The organism is Paraburkholderia aromaticivorans (assembly GCF_002278075.1).
Lineage (GTDB): Bacteria > Pseudomonadota > Gammaproteobacteria > Burkholderiales > Burkholderiaceae > Paraburkholderia > Paraburkholderia aromaticivorans.
In genome coordinates this window covers 532979-554121 of the sequence record NZ_CP022989.1, presented here as the reverse complement: position 1 = coordinate 554121, position 21143 = coordinate 532979, and the positions used below count along the sequence as shown (strand labels likewise).

At 64.3% G+C, this 21143-nt stretch carries 22 protein-coding genes; 13 read left to right on the top strand and 9 right to left on the bottom strand.

Features of this window, described 5'->3' with window-relative positions; translation table 11 throughout:
• The 6 genes from nrdR to CJU94_RS02385 all read left to right on the top strand — a co-directional run bounded on the left by nrdR (window position 1) and on the right by CJU94_RS02385 (window position 3598).
• Window positions 1-483, top strand: coding sequence for a transcriptional regulator NrdR (nrdR, locus tag CJU94_RS02410; protein ID WP_027799387.1), 483 nt, complete (start codon window positions 1-3; stop codon window positions 481-483).
• A gap of 204 nt (window positions 484-687) precedes the next feature.
• Window positions 688-1248, top strand: coding sequence for a GspH/FimT family pseudopilin (locus CJU94_RS02405; protein ID WP_208645341.1), 561 nt, complete (start codon window positions 688-690; stop codon window positions 1246-1248).
• Complete coding sequence (locus CJU94_RS02400) at window positions 1245-1691, top strand: type IV pilus modification PilV family protein (RefSeq protein WP_095417398.1); 447 nt, start codon at window positions 1245-1247, stop codon at window positions 1689-1691. The genes CJU94_RS02405 and CJU94_RS02400 overlap by 4 nt, the downstream gene beginning before the upstream one ends.
• Window positions 1688-2497 carry a PilW family protein gene (locus CJU94_RS02395; RefSeq protein WP_095417397.1) on the top strand — a complete coding sequence of 270 codons (810 nt, stop codon included), beginning with the start codon at window positions 1688-1690 and terminating at the stop codon, window positions 2495-2497. Before CJU94_RS02400 ends, CJU94_RS02395 begins: the two co-directional genes overlap by 4 nt.
• Window positions 2498-2664: 167 nt before the next feature.
• The gene (locus tag CJU94_RS02390) at window positions 2665-3108 is read left to right on the top strand and encodes a pilus assembly PilX family protein (RefSeq protein WP_095420192.1); all 444 of its coding nucleotides are present in this window, start codon (window positions 2665-2667) and stop codon (window positions 3106-3108) included.
• A gap of 10 nt (window positions 3109-3118) precedes the next feature.
• The gene (locus tag CJU94_RS02385) at window positions 3119-3598 is read left to right on the top strand and encodes a type IV pilin protein (RefSeq protein WP_095417396.1); all 480 of its coding nucleotides are present in this window, start codon (window positions 3119-3121) and stop codon (window positions 3596-3598) included.
• Window positions 3599-3630: 32 nt separating this feature from the next.
• On the opposite strand, the gene CJU94_RS02380 is transcribed toward CJU94_RS02385, so the two are convergent.
• From CJU94_RS02380 to CJU94_RS02370, 3 genes are all read right to left on the bottom strand, one after another.
• Window positions 3631-4110, bottom strand: a complete 480-nt coding sequence (locus CJU94_RS02380) for a DUF3318 domain-containing protein (protein ID WP_095417395.1) — start codon at window positions 4108-4110, stop codon at window positions 3631-3633.
• Between the two features lie 98 nt (window positions 4111-4208).
• Complete coding sequence (locus tag CJU94_RS02375) at window positions 4209-4595, bottom strand: phage holin family protein (RefSeq protein ID WP_095417394.1); 387 nt, start codon at window positions 4593-4595, stop codon at window positions 4209-4211.
• Window positions 4596-4727: 132 nt separating this feature from the next.
• Window positions 4728-5030 (bottom strand): ElaB/YgaM/YqjD family protein, encoded by a 303-nt coding sequence (locus CJU94_RS02370; protein ID WP_007179108.1) that lies wholly within the window; start codon window positions 5028-5030, stop codon window positions 4728-4730.
• 341 nt (window positions 5031-5371) lie between these two features.
• On the opposite strand from CJU94_RS02370, the gene CJU94_RS02365 reads away from it, so the two are divergent.
• Entirely contained in the window at window positions 5372-6010 is a 639-nt protein-coding gene (locus tag CJU94_RS02365) for a peroxiredoxin (protein WP_095417393.1), read from the top strand.
• Window positions 6011-6158: 148 nt separating this feature from the next.
• On the opposite strand, the gene CJU94_RS02360 is transcribed toward CJU94_RS02365, so the two are convergent.
• Window positions 6159-7349 carry an acyl-CoA dehydrogenase gene (locus tag CJU94_RS02360; protein ID WP_091796639.1) on the bottom strand — a complete coding sequence of 397 codons (1191 nt, stop codon included), beginning with the start codon at window positions 7347-7349 and terminating at the stop codon, window positions 6159-6161.
• 103 nt (window positions 7350-7452) lie between these two features.
• Here CJU94_RS02360 and CJU94_RS02355 point away from each other — a divergent pair, with 103 nt between their 5' ends.
• Complete coding sequence (locus tag CJU94_RS02355) at window positions 7453-8238, top strand: IclR family transcriptional regulator (protein WP_095417392.1); 786 nt, start codon at window positions 7453-7455, stop codon at window positions 8236-8238.
• A 69-nt stretch (window positions 8239-8307) separates the two neighbouring features.
• Here the strand turns inward: CJU94_RS02355 and CJU94_RS02350 are convergent, their stop codons facing one another.
• On the bottom strand, window positions 8308-9141 hold the full coding sequence (locus tag CJU94_RS02350; protein ID WP_095417391.1) for an EAL domain-containing protein: 834 nt from the start codon (window positions 9139-9141) through the stop codon (window positions 8308-8310).
• A gap of 332 nt (window positions 9142-9473) precedes the next feature.
• Between CJU94_RS02350 and CJU94_RS02345 the strand changes: the two genes are divergently transcribed.
• The 3 genes from CJU94_RS02345 to fahA are packed head-to-tail and all read left to right on the top strand — an operon-like array spanning window position 9474 to window position 13526.
• Window positions 9474-10838: an MFS transporter gene (locus tag CJU94_RS02345; RefSeq protein WP_095417390.1), complete on the top strand. Its 1365-nt coding sequence runs from the start codon at window positions 9474-9476 to the stop codon at window positions 10836-10838.
• Between the two features lie 34 nt (window positions 10839-10872).
• Entirely contained in the window at window positions 10873-12219 is a 1347-nt protein-coding gene (gene hmgA / locus CJU94_RS02340) for a homogentisate 1,2-dioxygenase (RefSeq protein ID WP_095417389.1), read from the top strand.
• Window positions 12216-13526: a fumarylacetoacetase gene (gene fahA / locus CJU94_RS02335; protein ID WP_095417388.1), complete on the top strand. Its 1311-nt coding sequence runs from the start codon at window positions 12216-12218 to the stop codon at window positions 13524-13526. The genes hmgA and fahA overlap by 4 nt, the downstream gene beginning before the upstream one ends.
• Window positions 13527-13650: 124 nt before the next feature.
• On the opposite strand, the gene CJU94_RS02330 is transcribed toward fahA, so the two are convergent.
• The 3 genes from CJU94_RS02330 to CJU94_RS02320 all read right to left on the bottom strand — a co-directional run bounded on the left by CJU94_RS02330 (window position 13651) and on the right by CJU94_RS02320 (window position 17157).
• Window positions 13651-14811 (bottom strand): MFS transporter, encoded by a 1161-nt coding sequence (locus tag CJU94_RS02330; protein ID WP_095417387.1) that lies wholly within the window; start codon window positions 14809-14811, stop codon window positions 13651-13653.
• 152 nt (window positions 14812-14963) lie between these two features.
• Window positions 14964-16130: an MFS transporter gene (locus CJU94_RS02325; RefSeq protein WP_095420191.1), complete on the bottom strand. Its 1167-nt coding sequence runs from the start codon at window positions 16128-16130 to the stop codon at window positions 14964-14966.
• Window positions 16131-16332: 202 nt separating this feature from the next.
• Window positions 16333-17157: a crotonase/enoyl-CoA hydratase family protein gene (locus CJU94_RS02320; RefSeq protein ID WP_095417386.1), complete on the bottom strand. Its 825-nt coding sequence runs from the start codon at window positions 17155-17157 to the stop codon at window positions 16333-16335.
• Between the two features lie 85 nt (window positions 17158-17242).
• On the opposite strand from CJU94_RS02320, the gene CJU94_RS02315 reads away from it, so the two are divergent.
• Window positions 17243-17860, top strand: coding sequence for a plasmid fertility inhibition factor family protein (locus tag CJU94_RS02315; protein ID WP_095417385.1), 618 nt, complete (start codon window positions 17243-17245; stop codon window positions 17858-17860).
• Between the two features lie 108 nt (window positions 17861-17968).
• On the opposite strand, the gene CJU94_RS02310 is transcribed toward CJU94_RS02315, so the two are convergent.
• Window positions 17969-18967 (bottom strand): 2-hydroxyacid dehydrogenase, encoded by a 999-nt coding sequence (locus CJU94_RS02310; protein ID WP_095420190.1) that lies wholly within the window; start codon window positions 18965-18967, stop codon window positions 17969-17971.
• 456 nt (window positions 18968-19423) lie between these two features.
• Here CJU94_RS02310 and aspT point away from each other — a divergent pair, with 456 nt between their 5' ends.
• The gene (aspT, locus tag CJU94_RS02305) at window positions 19424-21106 is read left to right on the top strand and encodes an aspartate-alanine antiporter (protein ID WP_095417384.1); all 1683 of its coding nucleotides are present in this window, start codon (window positions 19424-19426) and stop codon (window positions 21104-21106) included.
• Window positions 21107-21143: the final 37 nt, after the last annotated feature.

Sequence of the window (21143 nt, the reverse complement as noted above, 5' to 3'; positions counted from 1 at the left end):
ATGCACTGCCCCTTCTGCCGTCACGCCGATACGCAGGTTGTCGACTCGCGCGTATCCGAAGACGGCGCAACGATTCGCCGGCGCCGCCGCTGCCCAGCCTGCGACAAACGTTTCACGACGTATGAGCGGGTCGAGCTGGCGTTGCCGTCGGTCGTCAAGAAGGATGGCAGCCGCACCGAATTCGACCGCCGCAAGATCGTCGCGAGCATGCAACTGGCGCTGCGCAAGCGCCCGGTGGCAGCAGACGCGATCGACGCGGCGGTTGCCCGCATCGAGTATCAGTTGCTCGGCAGCGGCGAGCGCGAAGTGCGCAGCGAGCGCCTCGGCGAACTCGTGATGAACGAGTTGCGGGCGCTCGATACCATTGCCTACGTGCGTTTTGCTTCTGTTTACCGGCGCTTTGAAGACGTCTCCGAATTCGAGGACGTGATCGAAGAATTCCGCCGCGCCTCTTCTCCCCCCAAGCCTTCCCGCAAACGCTAAACGCAGTCGCATCTCGCGTTGCGTTTGAGTTGCCGTTTTCCCCTGCGTGGTTTCGCGCATCCGTATCTCCCGCTGCCGTTATGGTTCGTCGCGTGCATTTTTGCGCGGGATAACGTCTGAGTGCCACCTGGCCATTCGGCCGATTGTTGAGGGATCCGCGAATCGTTAGATTGGCTGCATTCTTCGAATCGATCAGGGATGCAGATGAAATGGAATGCCGTTCGCCCGCCGCGATGCCGCGGCTTCACGCTTGTCGAAATGCTGGCCGTCGTCGCGCTGCTGGCCGTGATCGCTGTAATGGGTACGCCGTCGTTCGTAGCGTGGTACGTGCGCGATCAGGTCGACGCCCGCGCGAGGGTGCTTGCTTCGACGCTTGCTTATGCGCGCAGTGAAGCATTGCGCCAGGGCGCACGTGTCACGGTGTGCCGGACCGACACGGCACGGCATTGCCTTGCCGCAGGGCAGCCGTGCGGCAATGGCGTGGCTGACTGGTCCTGTGGTTGGGCTGTGCTGGCCGAGCGAGGCGGCACGTTATCGCTATTGCGCGCGCAGCCTTTGCTCGCGGCCGTGAGCATTACCGGCACACAGACGAATCTCACGTTCACGCCACCGGCGGGGCAATTGATCGGCACGTTTCGCAGTTTCGATGTCGCGCCGCGTGCACCGTCAAGGGCCACCCAAGGGGCCAAGTGGCGGCGCTGCATTCGCATTGCAGCGGGCGGCCGGGCGCGGACGACCGAGGGCGCGTGCGGAGCGGCGTCATGAGCCAATCCACGCAGAAGCGGCACTCGCGCCGCTGCGAGTCGACGTGTGGCGGCAGCTCACTGATCGAGGTCATGCTGGCTGTCGCCTTGATGGCGGTCACGGCGTTAGGCTTGATCGGCGGTCAATTGTGGACCGCGCGTGAAGCCCGTGCGATGTCCGTGCGCGAACACGCCGTGTGGATCGCCGATTCCGTCGCGGAAGCGGCGTGCGCGCCCTCCGCGGCGGACTCTGCAATCAGGCAATGGAGCGCGCGGGCAACACTGGTTCTACCGCATGGCGTTGCCGCGGTGCGCGAGAACGCCGGTGTGTCCGCCGCACGCGTCACGTGGGCCGCGTTGCCCGATATGCCGCGTCCCGACGACGTGATCGACAAGCCAGCACCCTGCGGCGGAGCGGATATTCCCGTGGGCGCGTCGTGCGTAGCACTGGCGTTTGCAAAATGAGGCGGCGACCGAATCGTGCTCGCGGCCACACGCTGGTCGAATTTGCGATTGCTATGGCGCTTGGGCTGCTGGTGAGCGCGGGTGCCGTCTCGCTTTATACGACGCAGCGCAGCGCATTCGAACATGCGAGCGATGCAATGCGGATCCGCGAAGCCGGTCTGATTGCGCTGACGCTGATCGGCCAGCAATTGCAAATGGCCGGCTTCGTACCCGCGGATGTCGCACGGTACACCCGTCCCGCGCCGTTGTTCGGCTGTTCGGGTGGCCGCCCGGTCGGCGCCGACGACAGCCTTGCCTGCGAGACCCTGCCCAGTCATTCGGACGGTGTCGCGGTTCGCTATGTCGGTGACAACGTCTCCACATGGCCATCCGCCAGCGGACAGACAACCGACTGCCTCGGGCAGGCCGTGACCGGCGCCAGCGCGGCGCTCGGCGACAAGGGCGTGCAGGTCGTGAATCGGTACTTCGCCAGAGTCAGCGGTTCGTCCGGTGAGCCGGAGCTTTACTGTGAAGGCAACGGTAAGACCGGGTCCGCGCAGCCGCTGGTCGAAGGTGTCGAGCGCGTGCGGATCAAGTACTGGGTGGCCGGCGCGCTGGCTGCGCTCGACGCGTCGGCTGTGTCTGCCGATCAATGGGCGAGGATCGTCGCGGTCGATCTCTGCGTGCTCGTGCGCGGCGCGCCACAAGGACAGCGTTCGCGCTACGTCGATTGCGACGGCGTGAGCGCTTCAGCCGCCGATTTCCGGCCGCGCCAGGCGTTCTCACGGCGTGTGGCGATACGCAATCACGCGGAGGACTCGCCGTGAGGAAACGACGAACCGGAAAGCGGAAGCATCATCCAATTGGGCAATGCGCCACATGCCGCGTTCACGTGGAGAACTTTCCATGGCGCGGTCGACAGGACCGCCACCGCTCAAGCACACGCACCCGGCAACTCGGCGTGGTCCTGCCAATCGTCCTGTTGATTTCAGCGATGATGTTGGCTACTTCCGCGGTCTGGTTCGAGACATCGCTCGCTGCGGCGCGCAGCGCCACCAACGTTCGCGAATACCTGCAAGCTTTTCATGCCGCGGATTCGGCGTTGACATTGTGTGCCCGCAATGTAATTGCAGCGGCAGCCGTCCAGAGCGCACCGTTGCCGTACGCATCGGGCGAGCCGACCCAGTGGAAACTCGAAGCCGCGTTCGACGCCGGCGCCATGACGCCGGTGGCGCAATGGCCCGACTCGTTACGCGCGCCGCAATGTCTGATCGAGGCCTGGCGTCTTGCCGCTCGCGCCGATGCTCGGGCGTATTTATTGACTTCGCGCGGCTTCGGCCGGACGAAGGAGTCACAGGTGTGGTTGCAGATGGAACTGGTAATCGATGGCGAGAAGATCGAACGTCATTGGCGCCGCGTCGCCGCCAGGCCTTTTTGATGGAGGTGTCATGAAGCTGTCGTCTACATCCGGCTTTACGTTGCTCGAATTGATGATCGCGCTGGCGATCACGGCCGCGCTGGCGGTGTTTGCAGTGCCTTCGTACCGTAGCCATGTCGCGCGAACTCATCGAATCGATGCAGCCTCCGCGCTCTATCGCGCAGCCCAATTCGTCGAGGGAGTGACGAGCGACAGCGTCCCGGTATTGCCGCCGGGCCTCGACCAGGCGCCGCAATTCGGCACGCCAGTCTACCGCCTGCACGTACTGCCCGCGGACGATGCTAATGGCGGCTATGCCATAGAGGCGGCGCCGAGTGACTCCGGCCCGATGCACGATGATCCATGCGGCATTTTCACACTCGATGCGACAGGATTACGCGGCAATAAAAGCGAGGCAAATGGCGGGGTGAGCGGCGGGGCAAACGGCGGGGCAAACAGCGAGAAAAGCGTTTTGCCACCCGCGAGCGGCGACTGCTGGAACACAAGCTAGCGAATCGCCCCGATCGCGGCCAGCGTCACGCTTCAATAACCGCTGTCCGTCGAGTCGGCCTTATCGCCTGGCGCCGCGGCGGAGTCCCGTTTCATCTGTTGCCAGATTCGATACGCTTCCCAGCCGGCCAGGGCGAGACTGCCCCACTTGAACACGGGTTTGGCGCCGGCTGCGACCGTTGCGCGCAGCGGCTTGGCGAGGATGATCGAAACGATAGAACTGATGAGCGGATACTGCTTGAGCAGGGCGCCGATGCTCCCCGCGTTGAGAAAGCTTGTCTTCGAGCCGTGGCCCACGCGCATGCCGCCAAAACCCGGCAGGATGAACTTGAGCCAGCTGAAGTGCGTGACCGCTTGCCGTAGATCCATGGTCGCCTGAGCAAGTTCCATACGCTCGACGTCCGCGCGCACCAGCAGCAGTTCCTTGCGCAGCGCTCGCAGATGGGGTGCGCTCAGATCTTTGGCCTGGTGGCGCTTGTTACGGAATGCGGTATCGGAATGGGTCTGGCTCATGGCGTGTCGGCGGCAGTGAAGGTGGAGCAGTAGAGCGACGCTGCAAATCGCGCGAGATTCTCAAGGAAGACGCAGGGCACGCCGTTGCGTCTTCCGGATCACGGTTTGCGGAACACGTCGCGGTCTTTTTCGAACTCGGCAATGGTCGCTTCGAACACCATCGGCGCATTGCGCAAGCCGCTGCGGGCTTTCAGCGCACAGGCCAGTCCCGCAATCGCATAGACCGCGGTGATGCTGGCAAGCGCCTGCCAGCGGTAGGTGTCCCAGAATGCGATGGCGATCAGCGCTGTGAGCGCGATCAAGGCCATGGTGGCGAGCATCATGGCGGCAAGGCCGAGGAACAGCACGCCTAGCAAACGGTCCTTTTCTTCGGCGAGTTCGATGCCAACCAGTTCCAGCCGCGTTTGCAGAATGGCAAACACGGAACCGATGATGCGGCGTAACGGACTATGTTCTCCGCGCTGCGATTGTGTGTCGATCGTCATGGCTGTGGGCGTTGCGCGTGAAGGCCTAACCGGCGCGCGCACGCGCCAGAAGAAGCGGACCGGCCAGGCCTGCGCCGGTCAACTCGTTTCGCTGGTGCGCCGGGCGTGATGTGCCCGGCGCCGTCGCCAGTGTTACTTGCGGTTGATCAACAGCCCGAGCAGCACACCGGCGCCCGCGGCGATGCCGATGGATGCCCACGGATGCTCGTGCACGTAGTCGTCGGTGGCGCGGGCCGCTTTCTTGCCTTTTTCGACCACGACGACCTGAACGTCAGCCGCCTTTTCTTTAGCCTGCTTCAGGCGCGTCAGCGCCGTTTCACGAAGTTCCGAAGCGCGCTCGCCGGTGGCGCTCGCGGCCTGTTTCAGCAGATCTTCAGCGTCCGCGAGGACGGTTTTGATATCCGACATCAATCTCTCCTTGTTGATTTCCGACATTGACAGCTCCCCTTCGTCTCACGCCACGCGTGAATCGTAACCAAAGAAACGGCCGCTGGCGAGCGCAGGGCTCGGTTGGTTGACAACTTCGCACGAACCGTTCCCGGGTGAAGCATAGCCACAAAAACCCCGCCGCCTGCAAAATGTGCGACAAAGTTTGCTTAAGATGGAGTTGATCTGTCCCGCAAAGTTTCCACTAAATCGGCGAAAATTACAAAAACGCATAAAGTAGTGACGCGATGTTCGTTCGTCATATACCGTCGCTCCCGTATGCTTTATCTTTGCGGGGCGCCGTGGATGAATGCTCGCGCGGCAATGTCCAAACCTTTAGGAGATGCATGATGAGTCTACGTCTTGGCGATATCGCGCCGGATTTCGAGCAACAATCGAGTGTCGGCCCGATCAAATTTCATGAATGGCTGGGCGATAGTTGGGGCGTGTTGTTTTCGCATCCCGCTGACTTCACGCCGGTCTGCACGACCGAACTCGGCTTGACCGCGAAGCTGGCTAGCGAATTTGAGAAGCGAAATGTGAAGACCATCGCGTTGTCGGTCGACAGCGCCGAGTCGCACAAGGAGTGGATTAAAGACATTAACGAGACTCAAGCCGCCAATGTCGGCTTTCCGATTCTCGCGGATGGCGACCGCAAGGTTTCCGAACTGTATGACATGATCCACCCGAACGCGAACGAAACGCTGACCGTGCGCTCGCTGTTCGTGATCGACCCGAACAAGAAGGTGCGTCTCATCATCACCTATCCGGCCAGCACGGGCCGTAACTTCGACGAAGTGCTGCGCGTGATCGATTCGCTGCAATTGACCGACAATCACTCGGTCGCCACGCCCGGCAACTGGAAGCAGGGCGATGACGTGGTGATCGTCCCGTCGCTGAAGGACGAGGAAGTCATCAAGCAGAAATTCCCGAAGGGCTACAAGGCGCTGCGCCCCTATCTGCGCATGACGCCGCAGCCGAACAAGTAAGCGGCAGTTGAGCCAGGAAGTGCGCCGTTGACTGCGGCGCGCCGCGCCGCGTCGGACGACAAAAAAGCCAGTTCACCTATGAACTGGCTTTTTTTATCGTGCTGCGCAGACCCCGGCACAGGTCGGCGGTGCCCGCGCATTACAACTTTCAGAAGAAAGCCTGAATGCCCGTCTGCGCGCGCCCGAGAATCAGCGCGTGAATGTCGTGCGTGCCTTCATAGGTGTTCACCACTTCCAGATTCACGAGATGTCGCGCGACGCCGAACTCGTCCGAGATGCCGTTGCCGCCGAGCATGTCGCGTGCGAGCCGCGCAATGTCCAGCGCCTTGCCGCATGAATTGCGCTTCATGATCGAGGTGATCTCGACAGCCGCGGTGCCTTCGTCCTTCATGCGGCCGAGACGCAGCACGCCTTGCAGTCCGAGCGTGATCTCGGTCTGCATGTCGGCGAGCTTTTTCTGAATCAACTGGTTCGCGGCGAGCGGCCGGCCGAACTGCTTGCGATCCAGCACATACTGACGCGCGGTGTGCCAGCACGCTTCGGCCGCGCCGAGCGCGCCCCAGGCAATGCCGTAGCGCGCCGAGTTCAGGCAGGTGAACGGGCCGCGCAAACCGCTGACTTCCGGGAAACGGTTCTCTTCCGGCACGAACACTTCGTCGAGCACGATTTCGCCGGTGATCGACGCACGCAAACCCACCTTGCTGTGGATGGTCGGCGCCGACAGTCCTTTCCAGCCCTTCTCGAGAATAAAGCCGCGAATCGCGTCCTTGCCGTCTTCTTCGAGCTTCGCCCACACGACGAACACGTCGGCGATCGGCGAATTGGTGATCCACATCTTCGAGCCGGACAGCGAATAGCCGCCGTCAACCTTTTTCGCCCGCGTCACCATGCTGCCGGGGTCTGAGCCGTGGTTCGGCTCAGTCAGGCCGAAGCAGCCGATCCATTCGCCGGTGGCGAGCTTCGGCAGGTACTTCTGCTTCTGCGCTTCCGATCCGAATGCGTGGATCGGCACCATGACGAGCGACGACTGCACCGACATCATCGACCGGTAGCCGGAATCGACGCGCTCCACTTCGCGCGCAATCAAGCCGTACGCCACGTAGTTCAGGCCGGGGCCGCCGTATTGTTCGGGAATCGTCGGGCCGAGCAGGCCGAGTTCGCCCATTTCGCGAAAGATCTCGATGTCGGTCTTTTCGTGGCGGAACGCCTCGAGCACGCGCGGCTGCAACTTGTCCTGCGCGTAAGCCGCGGCAGCGTCGCGCACCATCCGTTCGTCTTCGGTGAGCTGCTGATCCAGCAGCAGTGGGTCTTCCCAGTGAAACTGCGCGGCCTCGGCCATGACTTATCTCCTGATTCCTTGCTCGGCTAAACAGCCGTAAGCTTGACTTAAGTTCCGCTATGCGAAACAATGTTTTGCAAACCACGTCCGAGTGTATCACCCCATGACGCCTGCATCCACTCCCACAGAACCGCTGGACGAGCGCAAATTCGTCGTCGCCCTCGCACGGGGGCTGGATTTACTGCGCGCGTTCAAGCCGGGAGACACCCTGCTCGGCAACCGCGATTTCGTCGAACGCACCGGCTTGCCGAAGGCGACCGTCAACCGGCTTGCCTACACGCTGACCGTGCTCGGCTATCTGCGGCTCGACGAAACCCTGGGTAAATATGCGCTCGACGCGGGTGTGCTGTCGCTCGGTTTCGCGCTGCTCTCGGGCACGGACACGCTCGAACTGGCGCGCCCGCACATGCGCACGTTCGCACGCGAGGTGGGCGCGGCGGTCTCCCTCGGTTGCCGCGACGGGCTGGACATGATCTATCTCGAGACGATCCGCAGCGAGACCGCGTTGACGCTGGGGCTGGCTTCCGGTTCGAAACTGTCGATGCTGACGAGTTCAATGGGGCGCGCCTATCTCGCCGTGCAACCGCTCGACGTGCGCGCGGCGCTGCTGGCCGAACTGAAGAAGGCCGCGGGTGAGGATGGCGCGCAGCTGGTCGCCGACGCGCAGAAGGAGATCGCCGCCTTTGCCGCGCAGCGCTGCTGCTATTCGTTCCGCGCGTGGCACGACGATGTCAATGCGGTCGCAGTGCCGTTTCGCGAGCCGCGCGAAGGCCGCTGGCTGGTGCTGAGCTGCAGCGGGCCGGCTTCGTCGATGGGAGAGGAGGTGTTTCGTGACAATGTCGCGCCGCGGCTGAAAGCGCTCGCGCGGCGTTTGGGCGATACGGGCTGAAGCGGCGGCGCGGGGTTGCTATATCAACCGGCTCACGCCTACGCAACCGGCTCGGCCAGGTCAAGCCGCTCAAACCGCCCGGTCGTGATAATGCGCGTTGAACAACGGCCCTTGCACGAAGCGCACGTCATACTGCTGCAACGCATCGAACTGCGCTTCGTCCACCACACGGTTGAAGATCAGCGGAATCCGCAACCGGCCGGCATAACCGACTAGTGGTTTAACCGTTGCATCGCGCAAAGCGGTTCCCGCATCCATCTTGATGAAGTCGAGCCGCGCGGTTTCCGACACCGACAGAATCTGCCCCGCGTTGGACAGATTGCCTGCCACCTTGAAGCCATAGTGCTGATAGCTCTTGGTCAGATAGCCGAGAAAGGTTTTGTGCGCGACCGCCGCCGCCGGCAACTCGATCACCACCCGCGACGGGTTCAATCCGAGCGACACCAGCACCGTCGAAAAATGCCGCCCGTGGTCGTACTTCACACTCTTGAGCAGCCGCTCGTGCACGCGCAGAAAGAGCAACCCATGCCGCTGCGCGCCGAAGAAATTGATGGCATGCAGCGCGCGCGACATGCGGTCGAGTTCAACGAGATCCCGATCGTCGGCGATCCGGTCGAACGGATCGAACGCGTCGGACGGCGGACCGTCGAGCAGATGCGTGACCGCCTGAAAGCCGAGTTCGTCGCCGAAACGGTCCACTCCCTCGGCACCCGATGAAAGCGACTGCGCCAACGCATGCACGCTGATATCGAAGATCGGTTCGTAGGTGCTGGCGAGTTCCAGACCGTCGAATCTCGCCAGCGCGACGTCGTGATGCAGGCCTTGCCCCATCGCCAGATGCGCGCCGAGAAACGGATGATCGGCGGCGCGGGCAATCAGGGCGGGGATGGTCGGCGGAATCATGTAGACGTATGGATGGCGAGAGAGAGGCGCTCGGCAACGCTATTCAATTGCCGCATCCATTGATGGTAGCAGTCCGCCAGGCGCTCACATGAACAAATTGCTCATAACGTTATCCGCCATACGCTCGTATCCACGAGCCACAGCGGGCGGCTGAGTCATTCTCTAGGGTATACGTTAATTTCACTATACGTAATTAGTTTTACTATACGTAAATCCTGGCGCAGCTGCCATGGCGGGACTGTGTGTGCCGCCGCGGGCCGCATGCGCCGAACAGGCGGCGGTTTCGGTCGCATCGCCGCCAAACCAACCAGTCAGGAAGAGGGGACGACCCATTGAGCGCGACACCCACCGCAGCCGCCGCCAACGTAATCGAAGTCGAGCGTGTGCTCGCCGAAACGCATCACCCGGCATTTCAGTGGATGCTGCTCATGCTATGCGGGCTGTGCCTCGTGATCGACGGGTTCGACGCGCAGGCCATGGGCTACGTCGCGCCGAGCGTGATCGCCGAATGGCGCGTATCGAAGGCAGCGCTCGGTCCGGTGTTCAGCGCCAGTCTGTTCGGCATGCTGCTCGGCGCACTGGGGTTGTCGGTGCTGGCCGACCGCGTTGGCCGCCGCCCGGTGCTGATCGGCTCGACGTTCTTCTTCGCGCTGTCGATGCTCGCCACACCTTTCGTCACGACCGTCCCCGCTTTGATCGCGCTGCGCTTCATCACCGGTCTCGGGCTCGGTTGCATCATGCCGAACGCAATGGCGCTGGTCGGCGAATTCTCCACGCCGGCGCATCGCGTCAAGCGCATGATGCTGGTGTCGTGCGGCTTCACGCTGGGCGCGGCGCTCGGCGGCTTTATCAGCGCCGCGCTGATTCCGGTCTACGGCTGGCGCGCGGTTTTCTGGGTAGGCGGCGCGGCGCCGCTGCTGCTCGCGCTGGCGATGCTTGCCGTGCTGCCCGAGTCGCTGCAATTCCTCGTCCTCAAGGGCCGCAGCGAGCGCGCATTGCGCTGGCTCGCGAAGTTCAACCCGGCGCTGCCGATCGATGCGAACACGCGTCTCGTCGTGCGGGAGAAGGGTAACGAAGGCGCGCCGGTCGCTGAATTGTTCCGCGCGGGCCGCGGCCCGGTGACGTTGATCCTGTGGGCGATCAGTTTCATGAACCTGATCGATCTGTATTTCCTGTCCAACTGGCTGCCTACCGTGATGCGCGACGCCGGCTATTCGCCGGGCACGGCCGTGATCGTCGGCACCGTGCTGCAGACGGGCGGCGTGGTCGGCACCTTGCTGCTCGGCTGGTTCATCGAACGCTTTGGCTTTGTCCGCGTGCTGTTCGTCTGTTTCGTGGGCGCGGCGCTGGCGGTCGGCACGATCGGCACGGTGGCGCATGCATTGCCGTGGCTGTTGATCGTCGTGTTCGCGGGCGGTTTCTGCGTGGTCGGCGGACAGCCGGCGGTCAACGCGCTGGCCGGCCATTTTTATCCGACCACGCTGCGCTCGACAGGGATCGGCTGGAGCCTCGGCATCGGCCGGATCGGCTCGGTAATCGGGCCGCTGATCGGCGGTGAACTGATCGCGCTGAACTGGTCGAACGCGTCGCTGTTCCATGCGGCGGCCGTGCCGGTGCTGTGCTCCGCGCTGCTGGTGATCGCGCTGGCCGCGGCGACGCGCCAACGCCGCCGCCCGTCCGAGCCGCGGACCGCGTGAGATGACGAGATCGAGTATCAACGGAGAACTTTGCATGGATACCCAAACACGTACGCCGAACACCGCCAGTTCGCGGCTTGAAATCGAGCCGGGCTACCAGTCGGGCTTCGCGAACGAATTCGCCACGGAGGCCTTGCCGGGCGCATTGCCGGAAGGGCGCAACTCGCCGCAACGCGCGGCCTATGGTCTGTACGCCGAACAGGTGTCGGGCACGGCGTTCACCGCGCCGCGCGGCCACAATCGCCGCTCGTGGCTGTACCGGATTCGTCCGGCGGCCGTGCATAAGCCGTTCACGCTGCTGCCTTCGGAGCGGCTCGTCGCCAACTTCGCCGAGGTGCCGCCGACACCGCCAAACCAGTTGCGCTGGGACCCGCTGCCGATGCCGGCCGAGCCGACTGACTTCATCGACGGCTGGGTGACGATGGCGGGCAACGGCGCGGCGGAATCGATGAGCGGTTGCGCGATTCATCTGTACGCGGCGAACCGCTCGATGCAGGACCGCTTCTTCTACAGCGCCGACGGCGAATTGCTGATCGTGCCGCAGGAAGGGCGTCTCCATATCGCCACCGAAATGGGCCGGCTCGAAGTCGAGCCGTTCGAGATCGTGGTGATTCCGCGCGGCATACGCTTCGCGGTGAGCCTGCCGGATGGTGACGCGCGCGGTTATATCTGCGAGAACTTCGGGGCGTTGCTGCGTTTGCCGGATCTTGGCCCGATCGGCTCGAACGGCCTCGCCAATCCGCGCGATTTCCTCACGCCGCATGCGGCCTACGAGGATCGTGAAGGCAAGTTCGAACTCGTCGCCAAGCTGAACGGCAACCTGTGGCGCGCGGACATCGGCCATTCGCCGCTCGACGTGGTGGCGTGGCACGGCAACTACGCACCGTACAAGTACGATCTGCGCCGCTTCAACACGATCGGCTCGATCAGCTTCGACCATCCGGACCCGTCGATCTTTCTGGTGCTGCAATCGCAAAGCGACACGCCGGGCGTCGACGCGATCGACTTCGTGATCTTCCCGCCGCGCTGGCTGGCCGCCGAAGATACGTTCCGCCCGCCCTGGTTCCATCGCAACGTCGCGAGCGAGTTCATGGGTCTCGTGCACGGCGTGTACGACGCGAAGGCCGAGGGTTTCTTGCCGGGCGGCGGGAGTCTGCATAACTGCATGACGGGTCACGGCCCGGACGCGGACACGTTCGAAAAAGCCTCGCATGGCGACACGTCGAAGCCGATGAAAGTCGGCGACACGATGGCGTTCATGTTCGAGACGCGCACGCTGATCAAGCCGACCCGTTTCGCGCTCGAAACCGCGCAATTGCAGGCGCATTACTACGAGTGCTGGCAAGGTCTCAAGAAACACTTCAATCCGGAGCAACGATGAACGCATTGAGCGATCTTCAGGCGACGCTCGATCCGTCGCGTAAAAGCTGGGTCGAGTCGGCCAACGACTCGACCAACGATTTTTCGATTCAGAATCTGCCGTTCGGCATTTTCAGCGACGCTCTGAATGCGACGCGCCGCGTGGGCGTGGCGATCGGCGACCGCATCGTCGACCTGGCCGCGCTCGAAAGCGCGGGGCTGCTGAGCGTGCCTTCATCTGGCGCGGGCGAGAGCGTGTTTGTACGCGACACGTTGAACGATTTCATCGCGCTCGGCCGCGACGCATGGCGCAGCGTGCGCATCCAGTTGAGCAAGCTGCTGTCGCGCGACAACGCGACGCTGCGCGACGACGCCGAGCTGCGCAGCCGCGCGCTGATTCGCCAGGCCGACGCGCAATTGCATTTGCCGGTGCAGATTCCTGGCTACACCGATTTCTATTCGTCGAAGGAGCATGCGACGAATGTCGGCTCCATGTTCCGCGATCCGAAGAACGCGCTGCTGCCGAACTGGTCGGAGATGCCGATCGGTTACAACGGCCGCGCGTCGTCGGTGGTGGTGAGCGGCACGCCGGTGCGTCGTCCTAACGGACAGTTGAAGCTGCCGGATCAGGAGCGTCCGGTGTTCGGCGCGTGCCGCAAGCTGGATATCGAGCTCGAAACGGGCTTCGTGATCGGCGCTGGCAACGCCCTGGGCGAGCCGGTTGCGTGCGCGGATGCCGAAGCGCATATCTTCGGCATGGTGCTGCTGAACGACTGGAGCGCGCGCGATATCCAGCAATGGGAATATGTGCCGCTCGGGCCGTTCAACGCGAAGACATTCGCGACCACGATCTCGCCGTGGATCGTGACGCTCGACGCGCTCGAACCGTTTCGCGTCGCACAGCCGGCGCAAGATCCGCAGCCGCTCGACTACCTGCGCCACGACGGCGAGCATGCTTTCGACATCACGCTGGAAGTGACGCTGCGCCCAAAGCAGGCAGAGCGGGCGAGCACGATTACGCGGACCAACTTCAAGCACATGTACTGGACGATGGCGCAGCAGCTCGCGCATCACACGGTATCGGGCTGCAATACGCGCGTGGGCGACCTGATGGGCTCGGGCACGATCAGCGGGCCGACGGAAGATTCGTTCGGCAGCCTGCTCGAGTTGACGTGGAACGGCAAGAAGCCGGTGGAGTTGCAGGAAGGCGGCACGCGCAGTTTCATCGAGGACGGCGACGAGTTGACGCTGGCCGGCTGGTGCCAGGGCGACGGGTATCGGGTGGGCTTCGGGGTGTGCGTCGGGGAGATTTTGCCGGCGTTGAAGTGACGCTGAAAGACCGCGCGAGCAGCATGCAAGCCGCATGACGAAAAACGGGGAAGCCAGGATGAACGGCTTCCCCGTTTTGCTATTCGCGCATCATCACGCGGCGACACCGCGTCAAAGTCTGCTATCAGCCGACGCTCCCCACCGGCGCATGCCGCTTCTCCCACCAGGCCGCGCCGAGAAACGCCAACGCCGCAGCGAGCAGCACGCCGACCATCGCGTCGTTACCCACACTCTTCATCAGCGCACCGGCCACCAGCGGGCCGCCGAAACTGGCCGCGCTCCACGAGGCGCCCACCAGCGAGCTGGCCGACACCAGCGCGACACCGCGAAAGCGTTCACCGCAGGCCACCAGCGAGAGCGTGTAGATCGCGCCTGCCGCCGCGCCGAGCACATAGAGCAGCGGCCAGCAAAGCCACGGTGAAGTGGCCGCCCAAGGCAAAAACGGCAGCAACGCTACGACGACCACACCGCAACCGATATGCACCCGCTCGCGGCCGAGCCGGTCGGCGAGCCAGCCGATCGGAAACTGCATCGTCGTATCGCCAAGGAGCAGAGCCGAGGCGAACAGCACGGCCACCTCGCTCGTGATGCCGTGCGACATCGCGAAGAGCGGCAGCAACGAGAGCGCGATCGTGTCGAACAACGCGAAGAAGCCAGTGCCGATCACGAGCGCCGGCATCTGCGGTAAGACACGACGCCAGCTGCCGTGCGCCGCGTGCTCGTCGTCGGAGGCTTGGGGCGTCGTGCGGATCGCGGCGAGCATCGGCAGCGCCAGCAGGAAGATCGCGCCGCACAGCAGGAAGCGCCAGTGCGCGAAGCCCGCGATCTGACTCACCAGCACCGGCCCCGCCATCTGGAACAGCGTGAAGTTGGTGGCGTAGATGGCGACGACGCGGCCGCGCGAGGCGTCGTCGGCCAACTGGTTGACCCAGGCTTCGCCGATCGTGAAGAGGAGCATCAGTGCCGCGCCGCACAGCACGCGCAACACGGCCCAGAGCCACAGGTTCGCGGTGAGTTGCATCAGCGCGGTGGCGAGCGCCACCACCAGCACGGCACCGACGATCACCTGGCGGCCGCCGAAGCGCGCCGCGATCCAGCCGGCGAGCGGCACGATGACGAGGCCGCCGCCTGCTTGCGCGGCCGTCAGCAGACCGACCACGTCGGTGCCATAGCCGGCTTGCGTGAGCGCGAGGGCCGTGAGGGGAAGTGTCGCGCCGCTGCCGAGTCCGACAACGGCGACACTGAGGATCAAAGCGAGGAAATCGCGAGTGAGGATGACTTTCATCGGCCGAGATGCTACTACGGCCGCGAGTCATGCGCAGTCTGGATCGAGGTTGCGATGTGAGCCGTTGCTGCGCCGGCTGGCCGGCACGAGTGTGGCGGTGAGTCGTCGCGCAGGGTACGGATAAGCGCCGATAAGAGCGCCGATCAGGCCAATCAGCCCGCCACGGCGACCCGTTGCGCGCGCCGGTCGATCGACACCGACCACAGCGTCAGCACGAGCGCGCCGATCGAGGTCGCCACACCGACCCACGGCAGCGTCGTGAGCGGTGCGCCCGCGCCGATCGCCATGCCGCCGAGCCACGCGCCCGTCGCATTGCCGAGGTTGAAGGCGCCCTGGTTCAAGGTCGAAGCCAGATTCGGCGCATGACTCGCGCGGTCGACGATCAGCATTTGCAGCGGCGGCACGATGGCGAAGGCCAGAACACCCCACGCGAAAATCGTGATCATCGCCGGGATCTCCGCATGCATGGTGCCGGCAAAGATGGTCAGAATCACGACGATGGCGAGCAGAAACGCCACCAGCGACGGCATCAGCCGCCAGTCGGCCAGCTTGCCGCCGAGCGTGCTGCCCACCGTCAGACCCAGGCCGAACAGCAGCAGCACGAGGGTGACCGCATGCGGCGTAAAGCCGGTCACGTCTTCGAGAATCGGCGTGATGTACGTGAAGGTAGAAAAGAGACTCGCCGACGCGAGCACGCTGATGCCGAGCACCATCAGCACTTGCGGGTTCTTCAGCACGCTGAATTCACGGACGAGGCTCGCCTTCTGCGTCTCGATCTTCGCCGGCAGGCACACGGCGAGCGCGGCCGCCGCGACGAGGCCGATGCCCGTGACCGCCCAGAAGGTGGCGCGCCAACCCACCGCCTGGCCGAGCGCGGTGCCGAGCGGCACGCCCAGCACGTTGGCAAGCGTGAGGCCCGTGAACATCAGCGCGATGGCTTGCGCGCGGCGGTTCGGCGCGACGAGGCCCGCGGCCACCACCGAGCCGATGCCGAAGAACGCACCGTGGCAGAACGCCGTGACGATGCGCGCGGCCATCAGCACCGCGTAACCCGGCGCCACCGCGCACAGCAGATTGCCGACGATGAACACGCCGATCAGACTCATCAGCGCCTTCTTGCGCGGCATGTTGGCGACCGCGATCGCGACGATCGGCGCGCCGATGGTGACGCCGAGCGCGTACGCCGACACCAGCATGCCGGCCGCCGGAATCGAGACGGCCAGGTCGCGCGCGACATCGGGCAGCAATCCCATGATCACGAATTCGGTGGTACCGATTCCAAAAGCGGCAACGGCAAGGGCGAGCAGGGGCAAAGGCATGATGAAGGGAGCGTGCATCGGCGCGGCGGGGAGCGTCGCGCGGCCGGCGCGCGTTTTCGGGGCGAGAACGCGTGCGCCGGACAAGGGGTAAAGCAGTAGGGGATTCTACCTAAGTCAAAACAGCCTTGCTGACCGTAGCCGCAGTTGTTGTTTTTTGCTGAAGGCTGCGGCGGCGCTATTCTCGTGGCACATCGCGGCGCGTCTAGCGCGTGCCGTCGCCGGTATCGAGGGTGTTGCCGTGGCGGCCGGCGCCTTCGGCGAAACGCGCCGCGCCAGCGACCCCTTCGTCGAAGACGGCGCGAAAGCCCCCGGCGCCTTCCCGACGCAAAGCTTTGGCGAAATCGTCGAGCATGCTGTTTTCGAGCGCGGAGCGGCGGTCCGCAAGCAACGCCGCCTGCGGCAACGCGGCCAGTTCGGCGGCCAACTGTTCGGCCGCCGCGCGGGCCGTGCCTTTGGCTACGACGCGGTTGGCGAGACCGAAGCCGAGCGCTTCCTGCGCGCTCACCGCGCGCCCGGTCAGAATCAGGTCCAGCGCGCGTGACAGGCCGATCAGACGCGGCAGCCGGATCGTGCCGCCGTCGATCAGCGGAATCCCCACGCGCCGGCAGAACACGCCGAGCACCGCGTCGTCTTCGACCACTCTCAGATCGCACAGCGCAGCCAGCTCCAGACCGCCCGCGACCGCGTAGCCGGCAATCGCGGCAATGACCGGCTTGCTGAAGCTCATGCGCGTCGGGCCCATCGGGCCGGGCCCGCTGCCGTCGGCGTGCAGTTCGTTGCGGCGGGTGTCGTCGGCGAGTGCGCTCAGATCCGCGCCGGCGCAGAAGGTGCCGCCCGCGCCGAACAGCACCGCCGCGCGCCACGCCGGCTCCGCTTCGAAACGGGCGAACGCCGCGCTGAGCGCCTGCGCGACCGGGCGGTCGACAGCATTACGGCGCGCGGGCCGCTCAAGAACGATCGTGGCGACGCCGATAGCCTCGTTAGCTTCGATGCGCACGTGGTCATTGAAATTGAGCGTGGTTGACATCGTTGTCTCCGTAGCGGCGCGTCACCTCGTCGTACGGGGTTTCGCGCAAGGTGCTCATGCAGCGTAGTTAATACCGTGGCCTGTCATGCTTCTTTCACAATCGGCTCGTAGCTTTAGCGCTCTCCTAACGCGCTGGCGATTTTTCGCCAGCTTATCGAGCCTGCCTTTGCCCTTGTCCAACTCATCGTCAACTGCCGCGCCGGCTTGTGCCGAGACGGTCTGGATCGTGCCGCTGCAAGAGCATTCATGGTACGACCATGTGCGCCTGAAGCGCGTTTTCGTCACGGACGGTACGCGCCATCAGGTGGTACTCGTCGACGTGCGCAAGCTGCTGGCCTGCGCCGATCGCGACAACACGGATTATGTTTTGAAGCCGGTCGCCGAATGGCATTCCGGCAAGGTGCGCGGCATTCGCGAGTTTCTCGATCCGGAGAACCCGCGCATTCCGCAGATGCCGTACGTGACGATCTCGACGCGTCGCGGGCCGGGTCTGCTCGGCTGGGTGGGGCTGGAGCGCGAAGGGGTGGTGGCGTTTCGCAACGGCCAGCACCGCGCGCGCTACCTGGCCGCCGCGGGTGCGCGCTGGTTTCCGGTGGAAGTGCATGAGCGCGAGGCGACGTTGCTGCGTGAGCTTTGCGGCGCGGCCGACGATGCGCGCACGGTCGTCCGCGCGACTCCGCTGGGTGGCAGTGGCGGCGTCTGAGCGGGCGCACGAACAGTGGTCCGCTCCGCTCCGCTGATCCAGCGCCGGCGTCCAGGCAGGCGCACGAACAGTGGTCCGCGCGGCTGCGCTGACCAACAGCCGCGGCGCTTAAGCCGTCGCGCGCACCACGTTGCGCGGCGTGCCGGCCTGCCACGCCGCGACGTTCGCGAGCGTGGTCTGGGCGATCTCGCTCATCGCCTCGCGGGTGAAGAACGCCTGGTGCGCGGTGACGATCACGTTCGGGAACATCAGCAGACGCGCCAGCACGTCGTCCTGCAAGGGCAGGTTCGAGTGATCCTCGAAGAACAGGCCGCCTTCCTCCTCGTACACGTCGAGCCCGAGGTGACCGAGCTGGCCGTCCTTCAACGCACCGATCAGCGCATTGCTTTCGACGAGACCGCCGCGGCCCGTGTTGATCAGCATCGCGCCGCGCTTCATTTTTGCAAGCGCGGGGCCGTCGATCAGATGGTACGTGCCCGCCACCAGCGGACAATGCAGGCTGACGACATCGGACTCGGCGAGCAACGTGTCGAGCGGCACGTAGCGAGCGCCTAGCGCGAGCAGGTCGCCGGCGGGCGTGCCGGGGTCGTGCGCGAGCACCTGCATGCCGAAGCCTGCCATGATGCGGCCGAACACGCGACCGATCATGCCGGTGCCGATCACGCCCACGGTCTTGCCGTGCAGATCGAAGCCGAGCAGTCCGTGCAGCGAAAAGTCGCCTTCGCGCGTGCGTGCGGCGGCGCGCGGCAGGCGCCGGTTCAGCGCCAGAATCAAACCGACCGCATGTTCGGCCACCGCGTGCGGCGAGTAGGCCGGCACCCGCGCGACCGTGATGCCGAGACGCTCGGCCGCGGCCAGATCGACGTGATTGAAGCCCGCCGAGCGCAACGCGATCATGCGCGTGCCGCCGGCGTGGAGCCGCTCCAGCACGGCCGCGTCGACGCGATCGTTGACGAACGGACACACCACTTCATAGCCTTGAGCGAGGACGGCGGTCTCGCTGTCGAGGTGCGATTCCTGGAAATGCAATTCATAGCGATGCGCCGCATTGGCCTCGCTGAACGTGTCGCTGTCGTATTGGCGGCTGCTGAACAGAATCACGCGCATGTCGGGCTCCAAAGAAATGCGTGCCATTGCTAAAGATCATTTTTTGCGAAGACGAATCGGCCGCGAGTTGAAAATAATATTGACAGCCTTGTCGAACTACAATATTTATTAAAAATGCAATTCAAGAATGCATGTTCATTTTGCTGTTGCAATTGGCCTTTTGCTGTTGTAATTGGCCATCAGCAGCCTAGGTCTTTTTCACGGCGTTAGGCAACTTCGCGAGGAAAGCGTGACTGTCGAACTAACGGAAAGCCATCTTCACCGCCGCCGTCGCTGCAATGCGGCATGTTCCTTCGGACGCGACTCGCGTCATTCTATTGCCATAAATTGTGTTTTTACTCAATCATTATGCCGGTTGGGTAATGCGTGCGTCATAGGGGAAAAATGACTTCATTAGCATTTCTGCAATGAATTCTTCAGCCCCCTGCTAATAAACCAGAAAATCGGCGAGCCCACATGATCGGTGAATTGCTGAGATCTCAACCCGAGATCGCGCTGTTCGCAAGCCTTGCAATCGGATATTTCATTGGTTCTTTCCGCATCGGGCCCATTCAGCTGGGCGGCGTATGCGGGACGTTGATCGTTGCGTTGCTATTGGGTCAGACCGGCGCACGCCTTGCGCCCGACCTGAAGAACATCGCGTTTGCGTTGTTCATCTTCGCACTGGGCTTCACCGGCGGACCGCAGTTCTTCGCCAACATCGGGCGCGGCTGGCGCTACGGTCTGCTGTCGGTGGTCGAGATCGTCTCGGTGCTGGCGTTGATCATGATCGCGGTGGCCGTCATGCGGCTCGACGCCGGCACGGCGGCCGGCCTGCTGGCCGGCGCCGCGACGGAGTCCGCCGTGATCGGCACGGCGTCCGAGGCGATTGCCAAGCTCGGCTTCAGCGACGCCGAAACGCTGCGCCTGCAGGCGAACATCGTGACCGCGTACAGCGTGAGCTACCTGTTCGGGCTGATCACCATCGTGCTCTTCACCAGCCAGTTCGCACCGTTGCTGCTGCGCGTCAATCTGCGCGACGAGGCCGAGCGCGTGTGGCGCAAGCTCGGCGGTGAAGGCGCGTACGGCGAGGGGCAGCGCGCCGCGGCGCCGGCACTGGTGGGCCGCGCGTTCCACGTGGGCGCGGCAGCCGGCACGACGATCCGCGCGTTCGAGCAGCAGTACGGCTTCAACCTGACGGTCGAGCGCGTGCGGCGCAACGGCGCTGAAGTGCCGGCCGAGCCGCAACTCACGCTCGCGCCCGGCGACGTCATTCTGGTGGGCGGGCGGCGCGAAGCGATCGTGGCGGCCGCGGCCGGTCTCGGTGAAGAAGTGGACGGCGCGGAGTTCGGCCAGGTGATGGCCGAGAAGCTCGACGTGGTGCTGACGCGCCGCGATCTGCACGGCCTGACCGTCGCGCAGGTACGCGATCAGGCGACGCCGGAAAACGGCCGCGGCATCTACATCGCGGCGGTCACCCGGCTCGAGACCACGGTGCCCGCGCTGCCCGGCACCGAACTCAATCGCGGCGACGTGCTGACGCTGGTGGGCGCAAAGGCGGATGTCCAGCGCGGTGCGAAGCTCCTCGGCTACATGGTGGTGGCCACGCAGAAGACCGACTTCGTTTATCTGGGACTCGGCGTGCTGGTCGGCATGGCGATCGGTCATCTCGGCGGGCGGGTCGGCGGCGTGTCGCTCGCGCTCGGCACCGGCGGCGGCTGTCTGCTGTCAGGGCTGCTGTTCGGCTGGATCCGTTCGCGTTACCCGGTGATCGGTTCGTTGCCTTCGGCGGCGGCGCAGATCCTCAAGGACTTCGGCCTTGCCACTTTCATCGCCGCGGTGGGTTTGTCGGCGGGACCGGACGCCATCAAGCTGGTGCGCGAGTACGGGCTGGCATTGCCGCTGGCGGGGATTCTGATGGTGCTCGTACCCGGCCTGCTGTCGCTATGGATTGGCCGCATGTTCCTCAAGCTCGAGGCGCCCATGCTGCTCGGCGCGATTGCCGGCCAGCAATGCAGCACGCCCGCGATCAGCGCACTGGTGGGCGTCACCGGCAACTCCACCCCGGTGATCGGCTACACGATCACGTATGCACTCTCGAACATTCTGTTGCCGCTGATGGGACCAGTGGTAGTCGGCCTCGCCGGGAAATTCCACTAGGCGGGCGGATAGGCCGGGGTGACGTGTCGCCTTCGGC